The sequence below is a fragment of the Stenotrophomonas sp. 05N37 genome (assembly GCF_056397365.1).
The window spans coordinates 153,024-173,678 of record NZ_JBFTNG010000007.1; the positions used below are offsets into that span (position 1 = coordinate 153,024).

The window sequence follows — 20,655 nt, forward strand, 5'->3', positions numbered from 1 at the left end:
CTTTCTGCCGACCCACGTGTTTCCCCGCGGGGTATCCAGCTGTACCGCGTGCTGGCAGTCGCAGGCCTGCTCGCGTTGGCGTCGGTCACGGCGTTGCCGTGGCCACGGGTGACGCACGCCCTGCGGGAGCGCGCCGAACGCGCCGCGTTCCAGACGGCCGATTCTGCGCTCCAGGCCGGGCTCGTGCGGACCTGCCTTGGGCATGGACCAGACCGGCCGGAACGGACGCTTCGGGGCCACGCGATGCAACCGATGGTGTTCTTGGATACCACGTCGTCGCCGCTATGCGCGCTCGACCAGCCAGCGCCCGGCGATGCGAACGCGCTCCTGGCCGCGGACCGGGAGGGCGCGCTGGTGGATGCCGCGGACCACGAGACGCCGTTGCCATTGCAGCGTCTGCTTGATCGCATCACCGACAGCGGACCTGCAACCGCGCCCCGCGCATTCCGGGTCTGACAGTGATCGGTGCGCACGAGCAGGCGAGGTTTGCCGACGCGTGCGCAGCGACGTCAAGGAAACCGATGGCGCGCTGCCGGCGGTGCTGCCCGCGTTCCAGGCCCTGCACGACAGATGGACGATGCCCTCAGGAGGGGACATCGGCCAGCATGTAGCGCGCCAGCTCTTCCGGGTGACCCAGCGGAAATGCCGCCTTGAGGACGTCGAGGAATGCGGTGACGCGTGCGCTCAACAGACGACGCGATGGATACAGCGCCCAGATCTCGATCGGCGGCGTCTTCGCGTCGCCCCATCGCGCCAGCACGCCGGCCTCCAGGTCGTTGGCGACCAGCGAAAGCGGCAGCAGTGCCGCGCCAACGCCCGTGCGGACCGCATCGCGGATCATGATCAACGAGCCCAGCCGCAGGATCGGGTCAATCTGCACCTGCCAGTCGCCGGCGTCGGTCGCCAGTTGCCAGGCGGACTCGCCGGCGGAGGCGCGCGCGACCACCGGCACGACCACGCCCGGCGAGGGACGGCGCAGCCGCGGGCTGGCCACCGCGACCAGCCGATCACGGATCAGCACCCGGCCGATCAGGGTGTCGTCCGGGTCCGGGTTGACCCGGATCACCAGGTCGTAGCCTTCCTCCACCATGTCCACCGGGCGGTCTTCGGTGGTGATGTCGAGGCGGATGGCGGGATGACGCAGGGTGAATTCGGCGGCGAGTTTCCCCAGCGCCATCTGCGAGAACAGCAGGGGAGCGCTGACCCGCAGCCTGCCCGTGGGCGACAGCCCGCCGGAAGCGATCGCGGTGGCGGCGTCGCCGAGTTCGGCCAGCAGGCCCTCGGTCCGTTCGAACAGCGCCCGGCCTTCCTGGGTCAGCCTGAGGACGTGGGTGCCGCGCTCGAACAGACGCACGCCCAGATCGCGCTCCAGCTCGGCGACGCGCCGCGACAGGGTGGCCTTGGGCCGATCGGCGGCCCGTGCCGCACGCCCGATACCGCCATGCCGGGCCACAAGGGTGAAGTCAGCCAGGGCGAGCAAATCCATGTGTTCCACCAGTGAGACGGGTGGTCCAAATATACGGGCTATCGGCCCGAAGGTGGATCAACAACCATGAGGCCTCCCAACCCTGCAGGAGCAACACCATGACCATTCTCGTTACCGGCGCCACCGGCACCGTCGGCCGTCACGTGATCCATCACCTCATCGCGCGGGGCGCGACGGTGCGCGCCTTGGTTCGTCATCCGGACACGGCGCAGCTGCCCGACGCAGTGGAGCGGGTGCAGGGCGACCTGCTTGACGTCGATGCGCTGCGCGAGGCGTTCAAGGGCGTGTCGACCCTGTTCCTGCTCAATGCAGTGGTGGCCGATGAGTTCACCCAGGCGCTCATCACGCTCAACGTGGCGCGCGACGCCGGCGTGCAGCGGGTGGTGTACCTGTCGGTGATCCACGCCGACCGCTACGTGAACGTGCCGCATTTCGCCGGCAAGTTCGGGGTGGAACGCATGCTCGAGCAGATGGGCTTCAGTGCCACGGTCCTGCGCCCGGCCTACTTCATGGACAACGACCTGACCATCAAGGACGTCGTGCTGGGCTACGGGGTGTATCCGATGCCGGTGGGCAGCAAGGGGTTGGCGATGATCGACGCAGCTGACATCGGCGAGATCGCGGCCCTTGAGCTGCTGTCACGCGACCAGGCGGTGCACGACAGCGCGCTGACCCGCATCAACCTGGTCGGCCCGGATACGCTCACCGGAGTGGATATCGCCGGCATCTGGTCGGAGGTGCTGGGGCGCACGATCGCGTACGGTGGCGATGACACGGCGCCGTTCGAGCAGAACCTGCGCCGGTTCATGCCGGCCTGGATGGCCTACGACATGCGGCAGATGGCCGAGCGCTTCCTGAGTGACGGCATGCTGCCCGAGGCGGGCGACGTGGCGCGGCTGACCCGGCGGCTGGGCCGCCCGTTGCGCAGCTACCGTGACTTCGCCTCGGCGGTGGCGGCAACGGCCTGACCGGCGTGCCACCCGCGCGCCTCAGCCCTTCGGCGGACGCTCGTAGTCCTCGGGCGTGGCGGTGTGTTCGGCCTCGGGCATGTCCTTGTCCTTCCACCTCGCCTCGTCATTGCGAGGTTTGTCGGGCGTGTGGGCCTTGTCCTGGTCGTCGACGTCGGCGCCGGGATTGAGGGGAAGCTTGGTCATGGCAGTGTCCATCGAGAGGCGTCCAGGCCACGTTGCGCGCCTCCCGGTGAGCACCGTGTCTGGGCCGGCTGCACATTCCCAGCACATGGCGGTCACCGCAGGGGGACGCCCTCACCGGTATGTGTAGGTCCTACGTTATGCAAGGACCTACCGATGCGCGCACTGACTTACCACGGCAGCAAGGACGTACGGGTGGACACCGTTCCGGACCCCACGCTGGCCGCGCCGGACGACCTGATCCTGCGCGTGACCGCGACCGCCATCTGCGGCTCGGACCTGCATCTGTACCGCGGCAAGATTCCCGATCTGCATACCGGCGATGTGCTCGGCCATGAATTCATGGGCGTGGTGGAGGAGGTGGGCAGCGGCGTGACCGACCTGCGCCCCGGTGATCGCGTGGTGGTGCCGTTCGTGATTGCCTGCGGCGAGTGCTTCCACTGTAAGTTGGCTGAACACGCGGCATGCGAGACCACCAACACCGGCAAGGGCGCGGCGCTGAACCAGAAGGGCATCCGCCCGCCGGCGGCGCTGTTCGGCTACAGCCATCTGTATGGCGGCGTGTCCGGCGGACAGGCCGAGTACGTGCGCGTGCCCAAGGCCAACGTGGGGCCGCTGCGCGTCCCCGATGCGCTGCCGGACGAGCAGGTGCTGTTCCTGTCCGACATCCTGCCCACCGGCTACCAGGCCGCGATCAATGCCGGCATCAAGCCCGGGGCCACGGTGGCGATCTTCGGCGCCGGTCCGGTCGGATTGATGGCGGCGGCGTGCTGCCGCCTGCTGGGCGCCGAGACCATTTTCATGGTCGACCATCTCGCGTATCGGCTGGCGTTCGCGGCACAGACCTATGGCGTCACCCCGGTGGACTTCAGCAAGATCGAAGACCCGGCGCAGTACATCATCACCCAGACCAACGGGCGCGGCGTGGATGCCTCGATCGAGGCGGTAGGCTTTGAAGCCGAGGGCAGCGCGCTGGAGTCGGCGCTGACCACGCTGAAGGTGGAAGGCAGCAGCGGGGTGGCGATCCGCCAGTGCATCGCCGCGACCCGGCGCTGCGGCACGGTGAGCATTCCCGGCGTGTATGCCGGTTACCTGCACGGCTTCCTGCTCGGCGATGCGTTCGACAAGGGCCTCACCTTCAAGATGGGCCAGACCCACGTGCAGGGCCTGATGCCCGAGTTGCTGGATTACATCGGCGAAGGCGCGCTGGACCCGGGCGTGATCATCACCCATCGCCTGTCGCTGGAAGACGCCGTGCGCGGCTATGAGATCTTCGATCGCAAGGAGGAGGATTGCCGCAAGGTGATCCTCACGCCCTGACATGGACCGGCTTTCCGACCATGCCGCGCCCGCGCTGGAGGCCGATGCGCGCGAGGTGCTGGCCCGGCAGCCCTCGCTGCCGCTGCCGGGGCGCGGGCACACGCTGGAGCGCTGGCGTGCGCTTGCCGGCATCGCCGGGCATGACCTGTGCGTGGCCAAGGTAGTGGAGGCGCACTACGACGCGCAGGCGATCCTTGCCGATCTGCACGCCGCGCCGTTGCCGCCCGATGCGCTGGCGGCGGTGTGGGCGGCGGAAGGACCGCAGGCAACGCTTCACTTCGACCCGGCCACCGGCACGGTCAACGGCACCAAGCCGTGGTGCTCCGGCGCCGGGCTGGTGGATGAGGCGCTGGTGACCGCGCGCAGTGACGACGGTGCGCAGCTGCTGCGCATCCGCGTCGACGCACCGGGCATCCTGCTGCAGCCGCAGACCTGGCATGCCACCGGGATGAGCCGCATTCCCAGCGGCAGCGTGCAGTTCACCGACGTGCCTGCCATCGCCGTCGGCAAACCCGGTGGCTACCTCGCGCGCCCCGGCTTCTGGCATGGCGGGGCCGGCATCGCCGCGTGCTGGTACGGTGCGGCGGCGGCCCTGGCCGCGCCCCTGCAACGCTCGCCGCGGGTGGCCGGGGACGGCCAGACCGCCGCCTTGCTGGGACATGTGGACATGGCATTGCAGGCCACCGCCGCGCTCATCCGCGAGCTGGCGGCGTGGATCGATGCGATGCCGTCGCAGCCGCACCAGTCCGATGTGATCCGCGTGCGCAGCGTGGTCGAGCGCAGCTGCACGCAGGTACTCGATGCCGTGGGCCGCGCGCTTGGCCCGGCGCCGATGTGCCTGGACGCCGCACATGCCCGCCGTTGGAGCGACCTCACCGTGTTCATCCGGCAGAGCCATGCCGACCGTGACTGGGCCGAACTGGGCCGTGCGGTCCAGACGCAGGAGGGGCCGTGGACGCTGTAGGACCACGCATTGAAGGACAGGGCAGCCTGGAGGCCGACTGGGCCGCCTGCACCTGGTTGGAGGCGCTGCCGGTACACGACGCGGCCAGCGTGCTGCGGGATGTGCGCCGCCTGGTGGTGGTCTCGCCGCACCCGGATGACGAAGTGCTTGCGTGCGCCGGCGTGATGCAGGCTGCGCTGGCCCAGGACATCGCGGTGCACGTGGTGTCGGTGACCGACGGGGAAGCCTGTTACCCGGATGCGCCGTTGTGGCCGGCGGCGCGCCTGCGCGATGCGCGCCGGCATGAGCTGGCCACGGCGATGCGGCTGTTGGGCCTGGACGCCACCCATGTGACCCCGCTCGGCCTGCCCGACGGCAGCGTGGCCACCCACGAGGCCGAGCTGGCCGCGCAACTGGCCGCGCAGGCACTGCCCGGGGACCTGCTGGTGGCGCCGTGGGTGGGTGACGCGCACCCCGACCATGACGCGGCCGGGCGTGCGGCGCAGGCGGCGGCCCGCGGGCGTGGCATTCGCAGTTTGCAGTATCCGGTGTGGGCCTGGCACTGGCTGGATCCACGCGCCGCCACCGGCCCCTGGCCGGGCGCGATGCGCATTCCGATGAGCCGCGCAGCGCAGGCAAGAAAGCACGACGCGATGCAGGCATTTGCCACCCAGACCGGCGCAGTGGAGGGCCTGGACTGCGAGCCGATCCTGCCGGCGCACGTGACCGCGCGTTTCCGGCGCGCGTTCGAGGTGCTGATCGGATGAGTACCGCCGACTACTTCCAGAAGCTGTACCAGCAGCCAGACCCCTTTCACTACCGCAGCCGCTGGTACGAGGCGCGCAAGCGCGCGCTCACCCTGGCGTGCCTGCCCCGGCTGCGCTATGCCAGCGCATGGGAACTGGGGTGTTCCAACGGCGTGCTCACCGCCGCGCTCGCCGCACGCTGCGATGCCTTGCTGGGCACCGACATCAGCGCCGAGGCGCTGGCCGAGGCCGCGATCTCCACGCAGGCGTGGCCGGGGGTGACGCTGCAACGCGCCGACCACCCGGGTGACTGGCCGCCGGGCAGGTTCGACCTGATCGTGGTGAGCGAAGTGGGCTACTACCTGGACACGACGGCGCTGGCGCTGATGGCGCGGCAACTGCATGCCAGCCTTGCCGATGACGGGCTGTTGCTGGCCTGCCACTGGCGGCATCCGTTCGACGAAGCGCGCACAACCACGCCGCAGGTGCACCGCGCCCTGTCGGCCACGCTGCGGGAGGCGTTCACCTACCAGGATGAAGACCTGCTCCTGCAGGGCTGGAGCACGCAGCCGATCAGCGTGGCGCAGCAGGAGGGCCTGCGATGATCGCGGTGATCGTCCCGGCCCACAACGAGGTGGCGGACATCGGTCGCTGCCTGGCGGCGATCAACGTGGCCGGCGCGCACCCGCGTCTGCAGGGTGAGCCGGTCGTGGCGGTGGTCGCCCTGGATGACTGCAGCGACGGCACGGAGGCCGTGGCCGCCTCCTTCGGGGCGGCCACCATCACCGTGGACGCGCGCTGCGTGGGCGCGGCGCGGGCAGCGGCGGCCAACCACGCGCTGGCGCTGGGCGCGCGCTGGATCGCCAGCACCGACGCGGACACGCTGGTGCCGCCGGAGTGGGTGTGGAAGCAGACGCGCTGCGGTGCCGACGCTTTCTGCGGGGTAGTGGACGTGGTGGATTGGCTGGATTACCCGCAGGCCGTGCGCGAGGCCTTCGCCTGCCGGGAAGTGGCCCGCGACGGCCACGGCCACGTGCATGGCGCCAACCTGGGCGTCAGTGCCGCGGCCTACCTGGCGGCAGGAGGCTTCGCGGCGTTGGCCACCGGCGAGGACGTGGCGCTGGTGCAGGCGCTGCAGCGCAGCCGCGCCAGCATCGCCTGGCATGCGCGACCGGCGGTGGCCACCAGCGCCCGTCGTGCGGCGAAGGCGCCGCAGGGCTTCAGTGGGTTCCTGCGCGCGCTGGAACGCGAGGTGCTGGACGCAGGCACGGCCTTGCTGCCGACGCCGGCGTTGCTGCGCTGACGAGGCGGCGGAAACGCCGGTGCGGCAGCCGCCTCAGGCGTTGGCCAGCACCGTGCGTATCCGCGTGGCCAGTTCGTCCAGGGTGAACGGTTTGCCGATCACCTGCACGCTGGGGTCGAGCACGCCGTCGCGCTCCAGCGCATTGCGGCTGTACCCGGTGGCGAACAACACCCGCAGGTCCGGCCGCCGCCGCAGCGCTTCGTCCGCCAGCTCGCGCCCGTTGACCTGCGGCATCACCACGTCGGTGAACAGCAGGGCGATGGCCGGATGCGCATCCAGCAGTGCCAACGCCGTGCCAGCGCCATCGGCGGCCAGCACGGGGTAGCCCATCTCGCTCAGGGCGTCGATGGAGAACTGCCGCACGGCCGGTTCGTCGTCCACCACCAGGATCAACTCGCGGTCGCCGCCCGGCGCTGCCGTGCCCTCCGGCCCCTGCGCGCCGCCCGCATCGCCTGCGTCGCCTGCCTCCATCGCCGCGACCGGGCGCGGCAGGTACACCTTCACCGTGGTGCCCTGGCCCACCTGCGAGGCGATCTTGAGGTGGCCGCTGGACTGCTTCACGAACCCGTACACCTGCGAGAGCCCCAGCCCGGTGCCCTGGCCGACGCCCTTGGTGGTGAAGAAGGGATCGAAGGCCTTGGCGATCACCTCCGGCGGCATGCCGTGGCCGCTGTCGGCCACGCTGATCATGATGTAGCGCCCGGGCGGTACGTCGGGATGCGCGTCGTCGCCGGGCGCATCGATGCAGCAGTTGGCGGTGGCCACCCGCAGATGACCGCCCTCCGGCATGGCGTCGCGCGCGTTGACGGCCAGGTTGAGGATGACGTTCTCCAGCTGGTTGGCATCGGCGAACGCCGGCGACAGGTCGTCGGCCAGCGCCGTGTCCAGATGGATGCGGCTGCCCAGCGAGTGCACCAGCAGGTCCGACATGCCGGCCACCAGCTGGTTCACGTCCAGCTGCACCGGCTGCAGCGGCTGCTGGCGTGAGAACGCGAGCAGGCGCTGGGTGAGCTGGGCGGCGCGGCTGGCGCCGTCGATGGCCATGTCGATGTAGCGCGTGGCGCGCGGGTCGCTGTCGCCCAGGCGCAGGGCCAGCAGGTCCAGCGGGCCGATCACCGTGGCCAGCATGTTGTTGAAGTCATGCGCGATGCCGCCGGTCAGCTGGCCCACCGCTTCCATTTTCTGGCTCTGCCGGAGCGCATCTTCCACCCGCGTGCGCTCGGCCACTTCCTCGGCCACGCGGCTTTCCAGGCGCTCGTTCAATTCGTGCAGGCGCGCATCGGCGGCCTTGCGTGCGCTGATGTCGATGGCCACGCCCACCACGCGCACGCAGCGATCGCCGTCGAACAGGCCCTGGCCCTTGGCGGCGACCCAGCGCACCACGCCATCTTCCTTGCCGATGGTGCGGTACTCCACGTCGTAGCGCGCGCGCTGCGCGGGGTCGGCCGCGGCGGCAAACGCGGCGCTGGTCATGGCCAGGTCGTCCGGGTGGATGCCGCCGTAGAAGTCGCGCATGGAGACGGCCACGTCCGGCGAGATGCCGAACATCGCCTTGGTCCGTGCCGGCCAGATCAACACATCGTGCACGAGGTCCACGTCCCAGAAGCCCATGTCGCCGGCCTCGGTGGCCAGGCGCAGGCGCTCTTCACTGTCGGCCAGGGCGGCCTCGGCGGCCTTGCGCCCGGACAGGTCGAGCATGGCGCCGATCATCCGCACCGGCTCACCGGCGGCGCCCCGCAGCATCGCACCGCGGTCGAGCACGGCGGCGTAGCTGCCATCGGCCCGGCGGAACCGGTATTCGGCCGACCACGCGTCGCCGTCGCCGTCGATGACGGCATGGATGCCGGCGTCCACCCGCGCACGGTCGTCGGGATGGATGTGGTCCAGCCACCACTGTGCATCGGTCTCGCTGTGCGCATGCCCGAACAGGGTGGCCAGCGCTTCGTTCCAGATCACCTGGCCATCGCTGATGCGCCAGTCCCAGATCGCATCGTTGGTGGCGCGCGCGGCCAGCCGGTAGCGCTCCTCCACTTCCAGGTGGCGCGCTTCGGCCACCTTGCGCGTGGTGATGTCCAGCGAGGTGCCTATCAGCCCGACCACATTGCCGTCGGCATCGCGCAGGGGCGACTTGGTGGACAGCCAGTGCGCGCGCCGGCCATCGGGAAAGCTGACCTCTTCCTCCAGCTGCTCGCTCTGCCCGCTGGCCATCACCCGCTCGTCGGTCGCCATCACCGTGGCGGCCTGCACCGGGTCGCCGAGCAGTTCGGCATCGGTGCGGCCCACGTACGCTTCCGGCGGCCTGCCGATCAGCTCGGTGGTGCCGCGGTTGCCGATCAGGATCCGGCCTTGCCGGTCCTTGGCGTAGACCACGCCGGGCGCAGCCTCCACGAAGGAACGCAGCAGGGTTTGCGCCTGGTCGCGCTCGGCTTCCACCCGGCGTCGTTCGTCGATGTCGATGAGTACGCCGGGGAAACCGATGGCCTTGCCCTCGGCATCCAGGTCCACCCGGCCGATGGCTTCGATCCAGCGGTACTGTCCATCCGCGCTGCGGGTACGGTACTGGTGTGCGTAGCGGCCGCCGCGACGGACGGCCTCGGCGATCGCCTCGGCCAGGCCGGGCCGGTCCTCGGGATGCACCGCGGCCACCACCTGTTCCAGGCGCAGCTCGGTGCGGGCCAGCGCCGGGTCCAGGCCATGCACGCGGGCCAGCGCATCGTCGACGGTGAGGCTGTCCTGGGCCACGTCCCAGAACCAGGTGCCGATGATGGCGCCGGCGGCCAGCGCCATGTTGACCCGCTCGGTGTCACGCTCGCCTGGTGGATCGGAAGAATGCGAAGCGCTCACGGGGTACTCGCGGTGAAAGGGGAGGAGTCCAGGCGTTCACCCGGAAGATGCAGCGAGGCGAGGCGAGGAGGCGACCTAGAGTAGCGCCGCCGCCCGCGCATGGGGAACCACGGCACGGCCCCGGCCGGCGCAGCGGGACCGGTCGGCGTGCGGCTTCCCTCCCGTGCACCGACGCGGTGACGCCCCGGTTCTGGCTCCTGCAAGCCGTGGGCGGGTCGCGGTGCCTGCTGGCTCGGGCACATCCGCTCGCGCGTTTCACCTGGGCAACAGGACACTGCCGCCGGGTTGCGGGTCCGTGAAGAAGTCCGTCGCCGCGCGCGCCCGCGCTGCGGTGGCGGCGGGGGTGTCTTCCGGCGGGGCCCGGGTCGTGCCGGCCCAGGCCAGGGCGCTGGCCAACTGCAGTGTGCCGACACGCTTCCTGTGCTCTTCCTCGTGGTGGGCGAGCACAACGCAGGTGCGCCCGGCGCGCGGCCCGAGCGCCATATGAGCTGCGGTCGAAGGACGCCTTCAGCGGCGGCGCGGCCGGCTGAGCGGTGCGTCGCTGCCGTCAGCCGCGCGCGGCGAACGTGCCGTGGAAGCCGAGCGGCACCGCGTACGGCAGCCACGCCTGCGCCAACGGGCCCTCGTCGATGCGCCGGGCGTCGAGCACGGCGATGCCGCTGCGTTGGCTGGCCGCGTCCAGCAGGGTGCCGACCAGCCAGCCGTCGTCGGCGCTGCGGCTGCCGGGGCGCGGTACGAACACGTGCTCCTCGGCCAGGATGTCGCGGCCGTAGCGGTAGACCTCGCGGCGGCCGCGGTCCACGTCGTAGCTGGCCACCGCATTGAAGTAGGGCGCGCTCGTGTCGCCGTGCATGGCCGGTGCGTACAGGCGGGCGCCGCGGCTGCCGGTGCTGCGGGTGTCGAACAGCGGGAACTCGATGCCGGTGATGCCGGTGTCTTCCCAGTGCGCCTTGCCGGTGCGCAGGTCCAGGTGCAGCTCGCGCAGCGATGCGTTGGAGTTGGCCGCGTGCGCGGCATCGCCGGCCATGGCCGCCTGCATGGGCGAGCGCGCCTCGTTGATGTCGTCGTGGCGGACGGTGCGCATCACGATGCGGCCGTTGCGCTGGTAGGCATCGCCGAAATGGTAGGCGGCGGTGAACGCGGCCTCGAACCACTGCGCGCTGTCCGGGGCGGCCTTGGGCACGACGGCGATGCGGCAGGGGCGGTCCGGGGCAAAGGCCAGGCGCTCGAAGAACGCGCCGCCGCCCTGCCTGTAGTCGAACGGCATCAGCATGAAGACCAGGTGCGCGTCGGTCATGGCGAAGGCATGCAGGTAGCCCATGAACGGCGTGTCCAGCACGCTGGCCGAGCGCAGCTGGCCGTCCGCGCCGATCTTCCAGACCAGCAGGCCGGTGCCGCCCAGCAGCGACAGCGAGCCGAAGTTCCACACCGTGCCGTCGCGGTCCACCAGCGGGTGCGCCGAGAACGGCACGCTGGCCAGGTCCGGGCGCCAGGTGGTCGGGCCGAGCGTGGTCAGCTCATCCGGGTCCAGTTCGAAGGCCGAGCCGGCTTCGCACAGCGCGAACAGGCGGCCGTTGATGTTGATCACCGACGTGTTGGCGGCGTTGGCGTCGTCGTTGTTGCGCACCGGCTGCATGTCCGGCACCACCGTGCCGGCGGCCGGGTACAGGAAGCGCCCGGCCTTCTGCTCGCGGGTGAACTTGGGCGTGGCCACCATGCGCGCGCGGTGGGTGAGCGTGCCATCGCCGTTGAAGTGCCACCCGTGCACCATGCCGTCGCCATCGAACCAGTGGTCGTAGCGGAAGCCGTTGCGCTCGGTCCAGGCCGGGCCGTTGCGGTACAGCGTGCCGGCCAGGCCCTGCGGCAGGCGGCCCTGCAGGGGCACCGTGGCCGGCCCCAGGGTTTCACTGTCGACGCTGCGCCAGCCGGTCAGCCACGGATGCTGCTGGCGGGCGGCGGCGAAGCTGGCGGCATCGCCGGCGAAGGCGGGCAGGCTGCGCAGCGCGGTGGCGCCGAGCAGGGCGGTGGTGGTGGCCGAAAGCAGCGAGCGGAGGAAACGTCGGCGGTCCATGCGGGGTCTCAAGGTTGGCGGGGAGGACGGCGGGCGATCAGCGCAGCGCGATGCTGATCGCCGCGCCGTCGGCCGGCACGTGCACGCGGGCTTCGTCGAAGGTGGGCTTGCGCTGCACCTGCGGGTTGTTGCTGAAGCCGTAGCCCTCGACCGGGATGCCAACGATGTTGGTGTCCAGCGCGCCGTTGTCGTTCTCGTCGTGGGTGACCAGCACGGCGTAGTCGCCGGCCGGCAGGTTCTTGAACACCACGTGCGCGTCATCGGTGCTGGGCGCCAGGCGCTGCGCCTGGACCGGCGCGGCCTTGCCGTCCCAGCCGGCCGTGCCATCCACCACCGCCAGGCGCACGGTGCCGGTATGGACGCGGATGCCGTGCAGGTCCACCTGCAGGTCGCCGGCCGAGGCGGAGGCGGCCAGCAGCAGGCCGGCGAACGGGAGGCAGAACAGGGCGTTGCGGATCATGGCGGTGGCTCGGGTTGGGTGTGGGGCCAGTCTGCCCAGCCGCGTGGCGCGGCCCCATGCCCAGTGGTCATCGATCCGCAGTGCCGGAAGTCACTTTCTGCACGCGGGCCATTGCCGCATGGGGCACTGCACGGGCAGCATGCGGACATGCCTGCTTTCCTGCGCACCCTCATCAGCCCGCTCAGCCTCGCCGGCCTGCTCACCATCGTGGGGGTAGGGCTGTCGCTGGGCCTGCCCTCCGACGCCGACGGCGCGCTGCGCTGGGGCGTGCTCGGGGTGTTCATCGCCCTGTTCCTGGCCTACGACCACCTGCCACCGCGCACCCCGCTGCGCCTGGCCAGCGATGTGGTGCAGGCACTGCTGGCGTTGTGGCTGGCCTGGCTGGAACCGCGCGTGGGCACCGTGCCGGTGCTGCTGGTGGTGCTGGTGGCGCACCTGGCCGAGCACTGGCCGCCGCGCGTGGTGCTGGCCACCACGGTGGTGCTCAACGTGGTCCTGTACCTGGTGCTGCGCCACAGCGGCTTCACCCAGCCCTTGCTGATCGTGGCGATCTACGCCGGCTTCCAGGCGTTCGCCGCGCTCACCGCGCATTACGCGCGCAGCGCCGAGCAGGCCCGCGACGCGCTGGCGCGGGTCAACGCGGACCTGCTCGCCACGCGCACCCTGCTGGCCGATGGTGCCCGCGACGCCGAGCGCTTGCGGCTGGCGCGCGAGCTGCACGACGTGGCCGGGCACACGCTCACCGCGATGCGCCTGAACCTGCGCGCGCTGGCCGCCGACCCCGCGCTGGCCGGCCGCGAGCCGTTGGTGCAGGCCGAACGCCTGTCCGGTGAGCTGCTCGGCGATATCCGCCGCGTGGTGCAGTCCATGCGCGATGAGCGCGGCCTGGACCTGGCCACTGCGCTGCAGGCGCTGGCGGCGCCGTTCCCACGCCCGGGCCTGCGCGTGCGCATCGACGCGCGCGTGCGCATCACCCACCCCATCGTCGCCGACGCGGTGCTGCGGCTGGCGCAGGAAGCGTTGACCAATGCCGCCCGGCATGGCGATGCCGCTACGGTATGGCTGGACATCGACAACGAGGACGACGGCGTGCGCATCGACATCCGCGACGACGGCCAGCGCGCCGAGCGCATCCGCGAAGGCAACGGCATCACCGGCATGCGCGAGCGGCTCGCCGAGCTGCACGGCACGCTGGAACTGGCCCGGACCGACGCCGGTGGCATGCACCTCACCGCGCGGTTGCCGGCATGAGCGCGGCCACGGCGTTGCGCGTGGCCCTGGCCGACGACCAGGCGCTGGTCCGCGCGGGCCTGCGCGCGCTGCTCCAGGGCCTGGGCGTGCAGGTGGTGCTGGAGGCCGATGACGGCCAGACGCTGCTGGATGGGCTGCTGGCCCAGCCGGTGGACGTGGTGCTCAGCGACATCCGCATGCCCGGCCTGGACGGCATCCAGGCGTTGCAGCAGTTGCGCGCACGTGGCGACCGCACGCCGTGGCTGCTGCTGACCACCTTCGACGAAAGCGACCTGCTGCTGCGCGCCAGCGAGGCCGGCGCGCAGGGCTTCATGCTCAAGGATGCCGCACCGGAAGACCTGCACGAGGCGATCGTGCGGGTTGCACGCGGCGACACCCTGCTGCAGCCGGTCAGTACCGACCCGGTGCGTGCGCGCTATCGCTTCCACGACGAGGCACCGCCCAGCGATACCTTCGGCGAGAAGGAAGTGGCGATCCTGCGGCTGCTGGCCGGCGGCTATTCCAACAAGGAGATCGCGCGCAGCCTGTTCCTGGCCGAGGGCACGGTGAAAAACTACGTGTCCACCATCCTGGACAAGCTCGGCACGCGCGACCGCACCCGCGCGGTGTTGAAGGCGATCACGCTGCGGGTCATCTGAGGGACGGCAGCGGATCGCCGCGCTACGGCGACCCGGCCGCCGTGCCGGCGCCCTCGTCCTGCAGCGCCAGCCGGATCGATCCGGCCAGGTCGCTGCGGGTGAACGGCTTTGGCAGGATCGCGATGTTCCTGCCGACCGTGCCGCTGGCATCGATGTCGCGCGGGTAGCCGGAGGTGAACAGTACATGCAGCTCCGGCTTGTGCTGCAGCGCGCGCTTGGCCAGCTCCCAGCCGGACATCCCCGGCATCACGATGTCCGAGAACAGCAGGTCCACGGCGACGTCGGTGCGTTCCAGCAGGCGCATGGCGGACGGGCCATCGTGTGCTTCCAGTACGCGGTAGCCGAGCTGGCGCAGGGTCTCCACGGTGTAGGCGCGCACGTCGTCGTTGTCCTCGGCCACCAGTATCGTGGTGTCTTCCAGCACCTGGTACAGGCCTTGCCGCGGTTCTTCCAGCGGCCGGCTGTCGGGCAGCGGCGCGGCCGAGCGCGGGAACAGCATGGTGATGGTGGTGCCGGCGCCCGGGGCGGAATCCAGCAGCACATGGCCACCGGACTGCTTGACGAAGCCATACACCATCGACAGCCCCAGGCCCGTGCCGCGGCCCACCTCCTTGGTGGTGAAGAAGGGCTCGAACACCCGGGCCACGGTCTCGGCGGACATGCCGTGGCCGCTGTCGCGCACGCGCACCATCGCGTACTGGCCCGGGGGCACGTCCGGATTCTGCGCGCTGAAATCATCGTCCAGGTGGGCGTTGTCCACCTCGATGGTGAGCCGGCCGCCCTCGGGCATCGCGTCGCGGGCATTGACGGCCAGGTTGAGCACCGACGCCTCCAGCTGGCTGGGATCGATCTCCACGCACCAGATGTCCGGGCTGTGCAGCATTTCCAGTTGCACCAGTTCGCCCAGCGAGCGCTTGAGCATGTCCTGCATGTCGCTGACCTGCGCGTTGAGGTCCACCGGCAGGTTGCGCAGCGGCTGGCGGCGCGAGAAGGCGAGCAGGCGCTGGGTGACGTTGGCCGCGCGCATCACGCCCTTGAGCGCGTTGTCGAGCGCACGCCCGGCGTTGCCGGCGCTGTCGCCGAGCCGGTCGATCAACAGCTGGGCGTATTCCACGTTGCCGGCGATCACGGTGAGGATGTTGTTGAAGTCGTGCGCGATGCCACCGGTGAGCTGGCCGACGGCCTCGATCTTCTGGCTCTGGCGCAGGGCCTCCTCGGCCTGGCGGCGCGCGGTGGTCTCGACCGCTTCGGACACCACCGCCGTCACCTTGCCCTGGTGGTCGAGCAGCGGCCGGAAGGAGAACTCGAAGGCGCGCTTGCCGGTGGGCAGGCGCAGTTCCAGCTCGTGCCGGGAGGCGATCCCGGCCGCCGCGTCCAGCACGGCCTGGCAGACGATCGCGGGCACGCCCTCGGTATCGGCGAACCACGCCGATTCGCAGTAGATCGCACCGTGCACGTCCTGCTTGGTGGCCAAAATGGCGGCCAGCGAGGCGGAGTTGGTGTCGATGATCCGGCCATCCAGGGTCAGCAGGTTCTGGTGCTGGAAGCTGGATTCGAACAGCGCCTGCAGCCGGCTCTCGCTGCGGTGCAGGGCCGAGGTGCGCTCGGCCACCTGGCGCTCAAGGGATTCGTTGCTGGCCGTGAGCAGCGCCTGGGCCTGCTTCAGGTCGCTGATGTCGCGGGCCATCGCGTAGTAGCCCATGACCGTGCCGTCCGGGCCCAGTTCGGGCACGCAGTCCACCTGCGCATGCCGCGGCGTGGCGCCGCCACGCTGGGACAGCGTTTCGAAGCTGACCTTCTCACCCTGAAGCACCTTGTCCAGATGTGCCTGCATCTTCTCGAAGGCCGCGTCGCCGACGATCTCGCGGGCATGCATGCCGACCAGGCTCTGCGGCTCGCGACCATGCCACTCGAAATAGGCCTGGTTGGCGAAGCGGTAGCGGTGATCCTGGCCGAAATAGGCGATCAGCGCGGGCAGCGAATCGGTGATCAGGCGCATCCGCTGGTGGCTGTCGCGCAGCTCGGCTTCCACCTGCAGCAGCCGGCGGCGTTCTTCGGCCTCGCCAATGGCGCGCACGATGGCGTCGGGCAGGCGCTGCAGGCGCGCCTTGACCACGTAGTCGCGCGCGCCGCGCTTGAGCGCTTTCACCGCCAGGTCTTCGGTGAGGGTGCCGGAGACGAAGATGAAGGGAATGCCGGGGGCGATCTCGCAGGCCAGTGCCAGCGCGGCGTCGCCATCGAAGCCGGGCAGCACGTGGTCGGCCAGGATCACGTCGAACCCGCCGCCGCGCAGCGCGTCCAGCATGCCCTGGTGCGTCCAGGTGCGTTCGACGGTGAACGGCAGCCCGGCGCGGCCGAGCTGCAGTGCGATCAGTTCGGCATCCAGCGCGTTGTCTTCGACCATCAGGATGCGGATCGGTGTACCCGGTGCAGCGTCAGCCATCTTTTCTGCTCTTGGCGCCGAACAGGGTTCCGTGCGGCGGCGGTTGATTGGTGATGCCCCAGAACATGCCCAGGCCCTGGATGGCCTCCAGGAACTCCTTGAAGTCCACCGGCTTGACCACGAAGGCGTTCACGCCCAGTTCGTAGCTGCGGATCAGGTCCTGCTCTTCGCGCGAGGAGGTCAGCATCACCACGGGCGTGCTGCTCAATGCGGCGTCGGAGCGGATTTCCTTGAGGACTTCCAGTCCGTTGAGCTTGGGCAGTTTGAGGTCCAGCAGTACCACCACCGGGCCGCCATGCAGGGCGCCCTCGTACTGGCCCTGGCAACGCAGGTACTCAAGCGCTTCCACGCCATCCCGGACATGGGTCACGTCGTTCAGCAGCTGGCAGCGTGCGAGGGCGGCCATGGTCAGCTCAGCGTCTTTCGGGTTGTCTTCCACGAGCAGAATCGGTCGCAGATCTCTCATAGGTTGTCTCCAGTAGCAAAGGGGATGGTGAAGAAGAACGTCGCCCCGCTGCCCACCTCGCCCTCGGCCCAGGTGCGGCCGCCGTGGCGGGTGATGATGCGGTGCACATTGGCCAGGCCGATGCCGGTGCCTTCGTATTCGTCCGAATGGTGGAGGCGCTGGAACACGCCGAACAGCTTGTCGACGTAGCGCATGTCGAACCCGCAGCCGTTGTCGCGGACGAAGAACACGTCCTCGGTGTCGCTGCGCTGGTGGCCCACCTCGATCATCGGCTGCGGCGTATCGCGGGTGAACTTGATCGCGTTGGCCAGCAGGTTCTGCCAGACCAGCCGCAGCATGCCGGGGTCGGCCTGCACGCGCGGCAGCGACGGCACCTGCCACTGGATCGAGCGGCCGGCGTATTCCATGTCCAGCTTGTGCCGGACATCTTCGACCAGGGCGGTCATGTCCATGGAAATCTGACCCATCGTGGACCGGCCCATCTGCGAGAAGCTGAGCAGGTCATCCACCAGTGTTCCGGCAGATTGTGCAGACTCGACGATGGTGTCGAGGAATCTCTTTTCTGAATCGTTCAACCTTTCGCTGGCCGAGGCCCACAGCAGTTCGGAATAGCCGACGATGTGGCGGAACGGCGCACGCAGGTCGTGGCTGACCGAGTAGGAGAACGCTTCGAGCTCCTTGTTGCTGCGCAGGAGCTGTTCGTTGAGCGCGGCCATTTCCTCGGCCTTGCGCAGCACGATGTCCACGATGGCCGCGCGCAGTTCCAGCGCGGCGTCGCGGTCGACGGCGTTCCAGGGCAGCGATTGCCGGCGCACCGTTTCCTTCCACCCTTCGAACGAGGTCCGCGGGGTGAGCATGCCGGTGGCCTCCTTGCGCGGGTCGCCCCCCCAGCGCACGGTGCGCACCACTTCCGGGCGGAACCACAGCACGAAGCTGTCGTGCACCTGCGAGATGGAAATGGCCAGCACGCCGCTGGCCACGTCGGCGAAGGCGTCGGCCTCCCGCCATAGCGAGGGCAGGCGCTCGGTGAAGAACAGGTCGCCCTCGTGCTGCTGGGCGGCCAGCCATTGCACCAGCTGCATCACCTGCGGCTGGCTGGGGCACTCGCCATGCAGGATGCATTCGCCACGGTGCACGATCGCCGCGCCGGCCGATTCGGTCAGTGCCAGCAGGCTGTGCCGGTCGCGGCCCAGGGCCGCCATGAAATCCTGGTCGCCGGCCATGCGCGCCAGCAGGCGCACCTGGATGGCGCGGCGGGCGATGCGCTGCTCCACGCCCAGCGCGCGCTCTTTCAGCGCGATCTGCAGGGACAGGATCTGCCCGATGAACTCGCACGCGGTGCGGACGTGGTACGGCACCCGCCGTGGCTGCTGGTTGTGGCAGGAAATCAGCCCCCACAGCTGGCCTTCGCGCAGCAGCGACACCGACATCGAGGCGCCGGTCCCCATGTTGCGCATGTACTGCAGGTGCACCGGCGAGACGCTGCGCAGCGACACCGGGCTCAGGTCGGTGGGCGGCGCGGCGGCGTCGCCTGCGGCACGCACCAACGGCACCGGCTGGTAGTTGTTGTCGGCGATCAGCCGGACGCGGTTCTGGCGATAAAGCTCGCGCGCCTGCGCCGGGATGTCCGACTCGGGGAAGCGCAGGTCCAGGTAGCTGGGCAGCACGTCGTTGCGGTCCTCGGCCACCACCGCGCCGTTCCAGTCCTCGTCGAACCGGTACACCAGCACGCGGTCCAGCCCGGTGAGCTGGCGGATATGCGTCGCGGCGATGTCGCACAGCTCGGCAAGGGTGGGGGCGCGTTCGATCGCCTCCATGAAGCGGCGGATCGACGGGTACAGGTCTTCCAGCGAGCCCGGTTCGCCCGCCACGGGCTCCTCCAGCTCGACGATGACGTCTTCGCCAACGCGATGCGCCAGCACCTGGTGGGCGCCGTGGGCGCCGATGGCCTGCGCGCCCAGGAACTGCGTGGCCCCGGCGTCCATCGCGTCCAGCAGGGGGCGGCAGTGCGCCAGCGCACCGCCGAGTACGCGGTCGATCGGATGCCCCAGCGGATCGCCGTATGCCTCCAACACCTCCGCGCGTGCGATCGCGCGCGCCTTCACCGTCAGGCTGCCGTGCTCCAGCACGAGGATCATCCCGTAGGGCTGGATGGCGCCCGGCGTGCGTATCGGCTCGCTGGCACAACTGCTCAGATCCAGGGGGATGTGGCTGGAATTGCGTGATGACATGCTGTTGACTCCACCCATTGCCTTCGTAACAGAACCGCTCCGGCGAGACCGCGGAGGCAAGGCCCGGCGGCAGCGCCTACGCCGATGCGGCGTGGAACAGCCCCATAGCTTGGCATATTGAGGGGCGGCTACCGGTGACGAACGGGCGCGCCTGGGGCGGCGGCGTGACGACGGTGGCGTCAGCGGAATTCGGCCTCGACGTGGTGCACCACGCGGGCGAACGCGTCCTCCGCGCCCTGCAGCACGGCGGTTTCCTGCGGCGGCTCCAGCACGATGGCGTCCAGTTCGGCGGCGAAGCGTCGCCATGTCGCGGCAATCCCTTGTGCTGCGGGGGCCAGGTGGCGCGCGCCGAAATCCTCGTGCAGGCCCAGCCGGGCGGCCATCTTCAACAGCACCGCGCCGCCGAGCGCCGAGCCTTCCACCACGTACAGCCAGCCCAGGCGATGGGCGAGCGTGCCGAGGTCCGGCGTCGCGGCAGACGGGTCGGGGACGGGCACGTCCAGGTCGGCCAGGTCGCGTTCGATCAGCGACAGCCGCTGCCGTCCCGCCAGGCTCGGCAGCTGCCGCAACAGCACGGGGCACGCGTACAGGCCCTGCACATCGGCATGCAGGCGATGCTGCACGCGGACGAAGCGTGCAAACGCAGCGCGGCTGTCGAAGATGCCCAGGCCCAGGATGCGCTCGTCCACGCGGCGATGGGCCTGGTCGGTGCGTGCCTTCAGGCGCTGCGCGCGCGACAGGGCCGGCGGCGGATCGGGCAGCGGGATCGGGTGGGGAACGGGCACGGGTAGGGCGGGCAGGAGTGCAGCGGGCATGCTACCAACGCGCCCGCGCGGGACCTCAGCGCTGCAACTGGCTGGAATCGACCTGGCGGCGGCCTTCCTGGGTGAGATCGATATCGCCATCCTCGGCCTGCGCGGCATAGCCGGCGGTCACCGCCCAGTTCGCCTCTTGGTCCGAGACCGGGCGGGTGGCGTTGATGTCCTCCAGGATGCGGCGCTGCGTGCTGGTCAGGCTCACGTGGGCGACCTGTCGGCACCCAAGGCGGGCACATCCCGCCGGGCGCGGATGGCGCGGCGGTGGTTGATCCACCACACCAGCCCCGGCAGCCCATACAGCACGGCGCCGACCAGCAGGAAAATCTTGAATGCGGTGTTCATGATGTGTCGATATTCACGGGCGACAGCTGCAGTTCAGCAGATTCCCCGTGAAGCCCCCGTCCATCCTGCGCTACCGCCTGCATCACTTCATGCCCGCCCCACAATGGCTTTGTACCCTCGTGGTGGTTAGCCGCGGCCCTCC

At 70.2% G+C, this 20,655-nt stretch carries 20 protein-coding genes; 9 read left to right on the top strand and 11 right to left on the bottom strand.

The genetic code is table 11. From position 1 onward, the window contains the following. The first annotated feature begins 48 nt into the window (after positions 1-48). Positions 49-456, top strand: coding sequence for a hypothetical protein (locus AC1DGC_RS17245; RefSeq protein ID WP_478048425.1), 408 nt, complete (start codon positions 49-51; stop codon positions 454-456). A gap of 127 nt (positions 457-583) precedes the next feature. Here AC1DGC_RS17245 and AC1DGC_RS17250 read toward each other — a convergent pair whose 3' ends face one another. Then, entirely contained in the window at positions 584-1,486 is a 903-nt protein-coding gene (locus tag AC1DGC_RS17250; protein ID WP_478048426.1) for a LysR family transcriptional regulator, read from the bottom strand. 98 nt (positions 1,487-1,584) lie between these two features. On the opposite strand from AC1DGC_RS17250, the gene AC1DGC_RS17255 reads away from it, so the two are divergent. Then, positions 1,585-2,454 (top strand): SDR family oxidoreductase, encoded by an 870-nt coding sequence (locus AC1DGC_RS17255; protein WP_478048427.1) that lies wholly within the window; start codon positions 1,585-1,587, stop codon positions 2,452-2,454. A 21-nt stretch (positions 2,455-2,475) separates the two neighbouring features. On the opposite strand, the gene AC1DGC_RS17260 is transcribed toward AC1DGC_RS17255, so the two are convergent. Beyond that, positions 2,476-2,640 (bottom strand): hypothetical protein, encoded by a 165-nt coding sequence (locus tag AC1DGC_RS17260; RefSeq protein WP_478048428.1) that lies wholly within the window; start codon positions 2,638-2,640, stop codon positions 2,476-2,478. 153 nt (positions 2,641-2,793) lie between these two features. Here AC1DGC_RS17260 and AC1DGC_RS17265 point away from each other — a divergent pair, with 153 nt between their 5' ends. From AC1DGC_RS17265 to AC1DGC_RS17285, 5 genes are read left to right on the top strand one after another with little or no spacing between them, the layout of a single operon-like run. After that, positions 2,794-3,957 carry a zinc-dependent alcohol dehydrogenase gene (locus AC1DGC_RS17265; protein ID WP_259210099.1) on the top strand — a complete coding sequence of 388 codons (1,164 nt, stop codon included), beginning with the start codon at positions 2,794-2,796 and terminating at the stop codon, positions 3,955-3,957. Position 3,958: 1 nt separating this feature from the next. After that, the gene (locus tag AC1DGC_RS17270; RefSeq protein WP_478048429.1) at positions 3,959-4,921 is read left to right on the top strand and encodes an acyl-CoA dehydrogenase middle domain-containing protein; all 963 of its coding nucleotides are present in this window, start codon (positions 3,959-3,961) and stop codon (positions 4,919-4,921) included. After that, a complete protein-coding gene (locus AC1DGC_RS17275) occupies positions 4,909-5,667 on the top strand; it encodes a PIG-L deacetylase family protein (protein ID WP_259210103.1) in 759 nt (252 codons plus the stop codon). Before AC1DGC_RS17270 ends, AC1DGC_RS17275 begins: the two co-directional genes overlap by 13 nt. Then, positions 5,664-6,251: a class I SAM-dependent DNA methyltransferase gene (locus tag AC1DGC_RS17280; RefSeq protein ID WP_394164055.1), complete on the top strand. Its 588-nt coding sequence runs from the start codon at positions 5,664-5,666 to the stop codon at positions 6,249-6,251. The genes AC1DGC_RS17275 and AC1DGC_RS17280 overlap by 4 nt, the downstream gene beginning before the upstream one ends. Further along, entirely contained in the window at positions 6,248-6,949 is a 702-nt protein-coding gene (locus AC1DGC_RS17285; protein WP_449335105.1) for a glycosyltransferase family 2 protein, read from the top strand. Before AC1DGC_RS17280 ends, AC1DGC_RS17285 begins: the two co-directional genes overlap by 4 nt. 33 nt (positions 6,950-6,982) lie before the next feature. On the opposite strand, the gene AC1DGC_RS17290 is transcribed toward AC1DGC_RS17285, so the two are convergent. The 3 genes from AC1DGC_RS17290 to AC1DGC_RS17300 form a co-directional block, all read right to left on the bottom strand. Further along, complete coding sequence (locus tag AC1DGC_RS17290) at positions 6,983-9,793, bottom strand: PAS domain-containing hybrid sensor histidine kinase/response regulator (protein ID WP_478048430.1); 2,811 nt, start codon at positions 9,791-9,793, stop codon at positions 6,983-6,985. A 547-nt stretch (positions 9,794-10,340) separates the two neighbouring features. Then, positions 10,341-11,864 carry a carotenoid oxygenase family protein gene (locus tag AC1DGC_RS17295; protein WP_478048431.1) on the bottom strand — a complete coding sequence of 508 codons (1,524 nt, stop codon included), beginning with the start codon at positions 11,862-11,864 and terminating at the stop codon, positions 10,341-10,343. A 37-nt stretch (positions 11,865-11,901) separates the two neighbouring features. Next, complete coding sequence (locus AC1DGC_RS17300; RefSeq protein ID WP_478048432.1) at positions 11,902-12,324, bottom strand: DUF2141 domain-containing protein; 423 nt, start codon at positions 12,322-12,324, stop codon at positions 11,902-11,904. 147 nt (positions 12,325-12,471) lie between these two features. On the opposite strand from AC1DGC_RS17300, the gene AC1DGC_RS17305 reads away from it, so the two are divergent. Next, positions 12,472-13,575: a sensor histidine kinase gene (locus AC1DGC_RS17305; protein WP_478048433.1), complete on the top strand. Its 1,104-nt coding sequence runs from the start codon at positions 12,472-12,474 to the stop codon at positions 13,573-13,575. After that, complete coding sequence (locus AC1DGC_RS17310) at positions 13,572-14,213, top strand: response regulator transcription factor (protein WP_478048434.1); 642 nt, start codon at positions 13,572-13,574, stop codon at positions 14,211-14,213. The genes AC1DGC_RS17305 and AC1DGC_RS17310 overlap by 4 nt, the downstream gene beginning before the upstream one ends. Before the next feature lie 22 nt (positions 14,214-14,235). On the opposite strand, the gene AC1DGC_RS17315 is transcribed toward AC1DGC_RS17310, so the two are convergent. The 6 genes from AC1DGC_RS17315 to AC1DGC_RS17340 all read right to left on the bottom strand — a co-directional run bounded on the left by AC1DGC_RS17315 (position 14,236) and on the right by AC1DGC_RS17340 (position 20,513). Next, entirely contained in the window at positions 14,236-16,656 is a 2,421-nt protein-coding gene (locus AC1DGC_RS17315) for a hybrid sensor histidine kinase/response regulator (protein WP_478048435.1), read from the bottom strand. Then, the gene (locus AC1DGC_RS17320; RefSeq protein ID WP_259210116.1) at positions 16,649-17,122 is read right to left on the bottom strand and encodes a response regulator; all 474 of its coding nucleotides are present in this window, start codon (positions 17,120-17,122) and stop codon (positions 16,649-16,651) included. The genes AC1DGC_RS17315 and AC1DGC_RS17320 overlap by 8 nt, the downstream gene beginning before the upstream one ends. Continuing rightward, positions 17,119-19,353 (bottom strand): ATP-binding protein, encoded by a 2,235-nt coding sequence (locus AC1DGC_RS17325; RefSeq protein ID WP_478048436.1) that lies wholly within the window; start codon positions 19,351-19,353, stop codon positions 17,119-17,121. The genes AC1DGC_RS17320 and AC1DGC_RS17325 overlap by 4 nt, the downstream gene beginning before the upstream one ends. 179 nt (positions 19,354-19,532) lie before the next feature. Beyond that, positions 19,533-20,168 carry a biliverdin-producing heme oxygenase gene (locus tag AC1DGC_RS17330; RefSeq protein ID WP_478048437.1) on the bottom strand — a complete coding sequence of 212 codons (636 nt, stop codon included), beginning with the start codon at positions 20,166-20,168 and terminating at the stop codon, positions 19,533-19,535. A gap of 25 nt (positions 20,169-20,193) precedes the next feature. Further along, on the bottom strand, positions 20,194-20,373 hold the full coding sequence (locus tag AC1DGC_RS17335; RefSeq protein ID WP_394164064.1) for a hypothetical protein: 180 nt from the start codon (positions 20,371-20,373) through the stop codon (positions 20,194-20,196). Continuing rightward, positions 20,370-20,513, bottom strand: a complete 144-nt coding sequence (locus tag AC1DGC_RS17340) for a hypothetical protein (RefSeq protein ID WP_259210122.1) — start codon at positions 20,511-20,513, stop codon at positions 20,370-20,372. The genes AC1DGC_RS17335 and AC1DGC_RS17340 overlap by 4 nt, the downstream gene beginning before the upstream one ends. Positions 20,514-20,655: the final 142 nt, after the last annotated feature.

Coding starts and splice junctions, on each gene's coding strand:
- AC1DGC_RS17315 (WP_478048435.1), bottom strand. CDS start 16,656: ATGGCTGACGCTGCACCGGGTACACCGATCCGCATCCTGATGGTCGAA.
- AC1DGC_RS17295 (WP_478048431.1), bottom strand. CDS start 11,864: ATGGACCGCCGACGTTTCCTCCGCTCGCTGCTTTCGGCCACCACCACC.
- AC1DGC_RS17250 (WP_478048426.1), bottom strand. CDS start 1,486: ATGGATTTGCTCGCCCTGGCTGACTTCACCCTTGTGGCCCGGCATGGC.
- AC1DGC_RS17270 (WP_478048429.1), top strand. CDS start 3,959: ATGGACCGGCTTTCCGACCATGCCGCGCCCGCGCTGGAGGCCGATGCG.
- AC1DGC_RS17265 (WP_259210099.1), top strand. CDS start 2,794: ATGCGCGCACTGACTTACCACGGCAGCAAGGACGTACGGGTGGACACC.
- AC1DGC_RS17260 (WP_478048428.1), bottom strand. CDS start 2,640: ATGACCAAGCTTCCCCTCAATCCCGGCGCCGACGTCGACGACCAGGAC.
- AC1DGC_RS17325 (WP_478048436.1), bottom strand. CDS start 19,353: ATGTCATCACGCAATTCCAGCCACATCCCCCTGGATCTGAGCAGTTGT.
- AC1DGC_RS17310 (WP_478048434.1), top strand. CDS start 13,572: ATGAGCGCGGCCACGGCGTTGCGCGTGGCCCTGGCCGACGACCAGGCG.
- AC1DGC_RS17320 (WP_259210116.1), bottom strand. CDS start 17,122: ATGAGAGATCTGCGACCGATTCTGCTCGTGGAAGACAACCCGAAAGAC.
- AC1DGC_RS17255 (WP_478048427.1), top strand. CDS start 1,585: ATGACCATTCTCGTTACCGGCGCCACCGGCACCGTCGGCCGTCACGTG.
- AC1DGC_RS17300 (WP_478048432.1), bottom strand. CDS start 12,324: ATGATCCGCAACGCCCTGTTCTGCCTCCCGTTCGCCGGCCTGCTGCTG.
- AC1DGC_RS17330 (WP_478048437.1), bottom strand. CDS start 20,168: ATGCCCGCTGCACTCCTGCCCGCCCTACCCGTGCCCGTTCCCCACCCG.
- AC1DGC_RS17305 (WP_478048433.1), top strand. CDS start 12,472: ATGCCTGCTTTCCTGCGCACCCTCATCAGCCCGCTCAGCCTCGCCGGC.
- AC1DGC_RS17280 (WP_394164055.1), top strand. CDS start 5,664: ATGAGTACCGCCGACTACTTCCAGAAGCTGTACCAGCAGCCAGACCCC.
- AC1DGC_RS17285 (WP_449335105.1), top strand. CDS start 6,248: ATGATCGCGGTGATCGTCCCGGCCCACAACGAGGTGGCGGACATCGGT.
- AC1DGC_RS17340 (WP_259210122.1), bottom strand. CDS start 20,513: ATGAACACCGCATTCAAGATTTTCCTGCTGGTCGGCGCCGTGCTGTAT.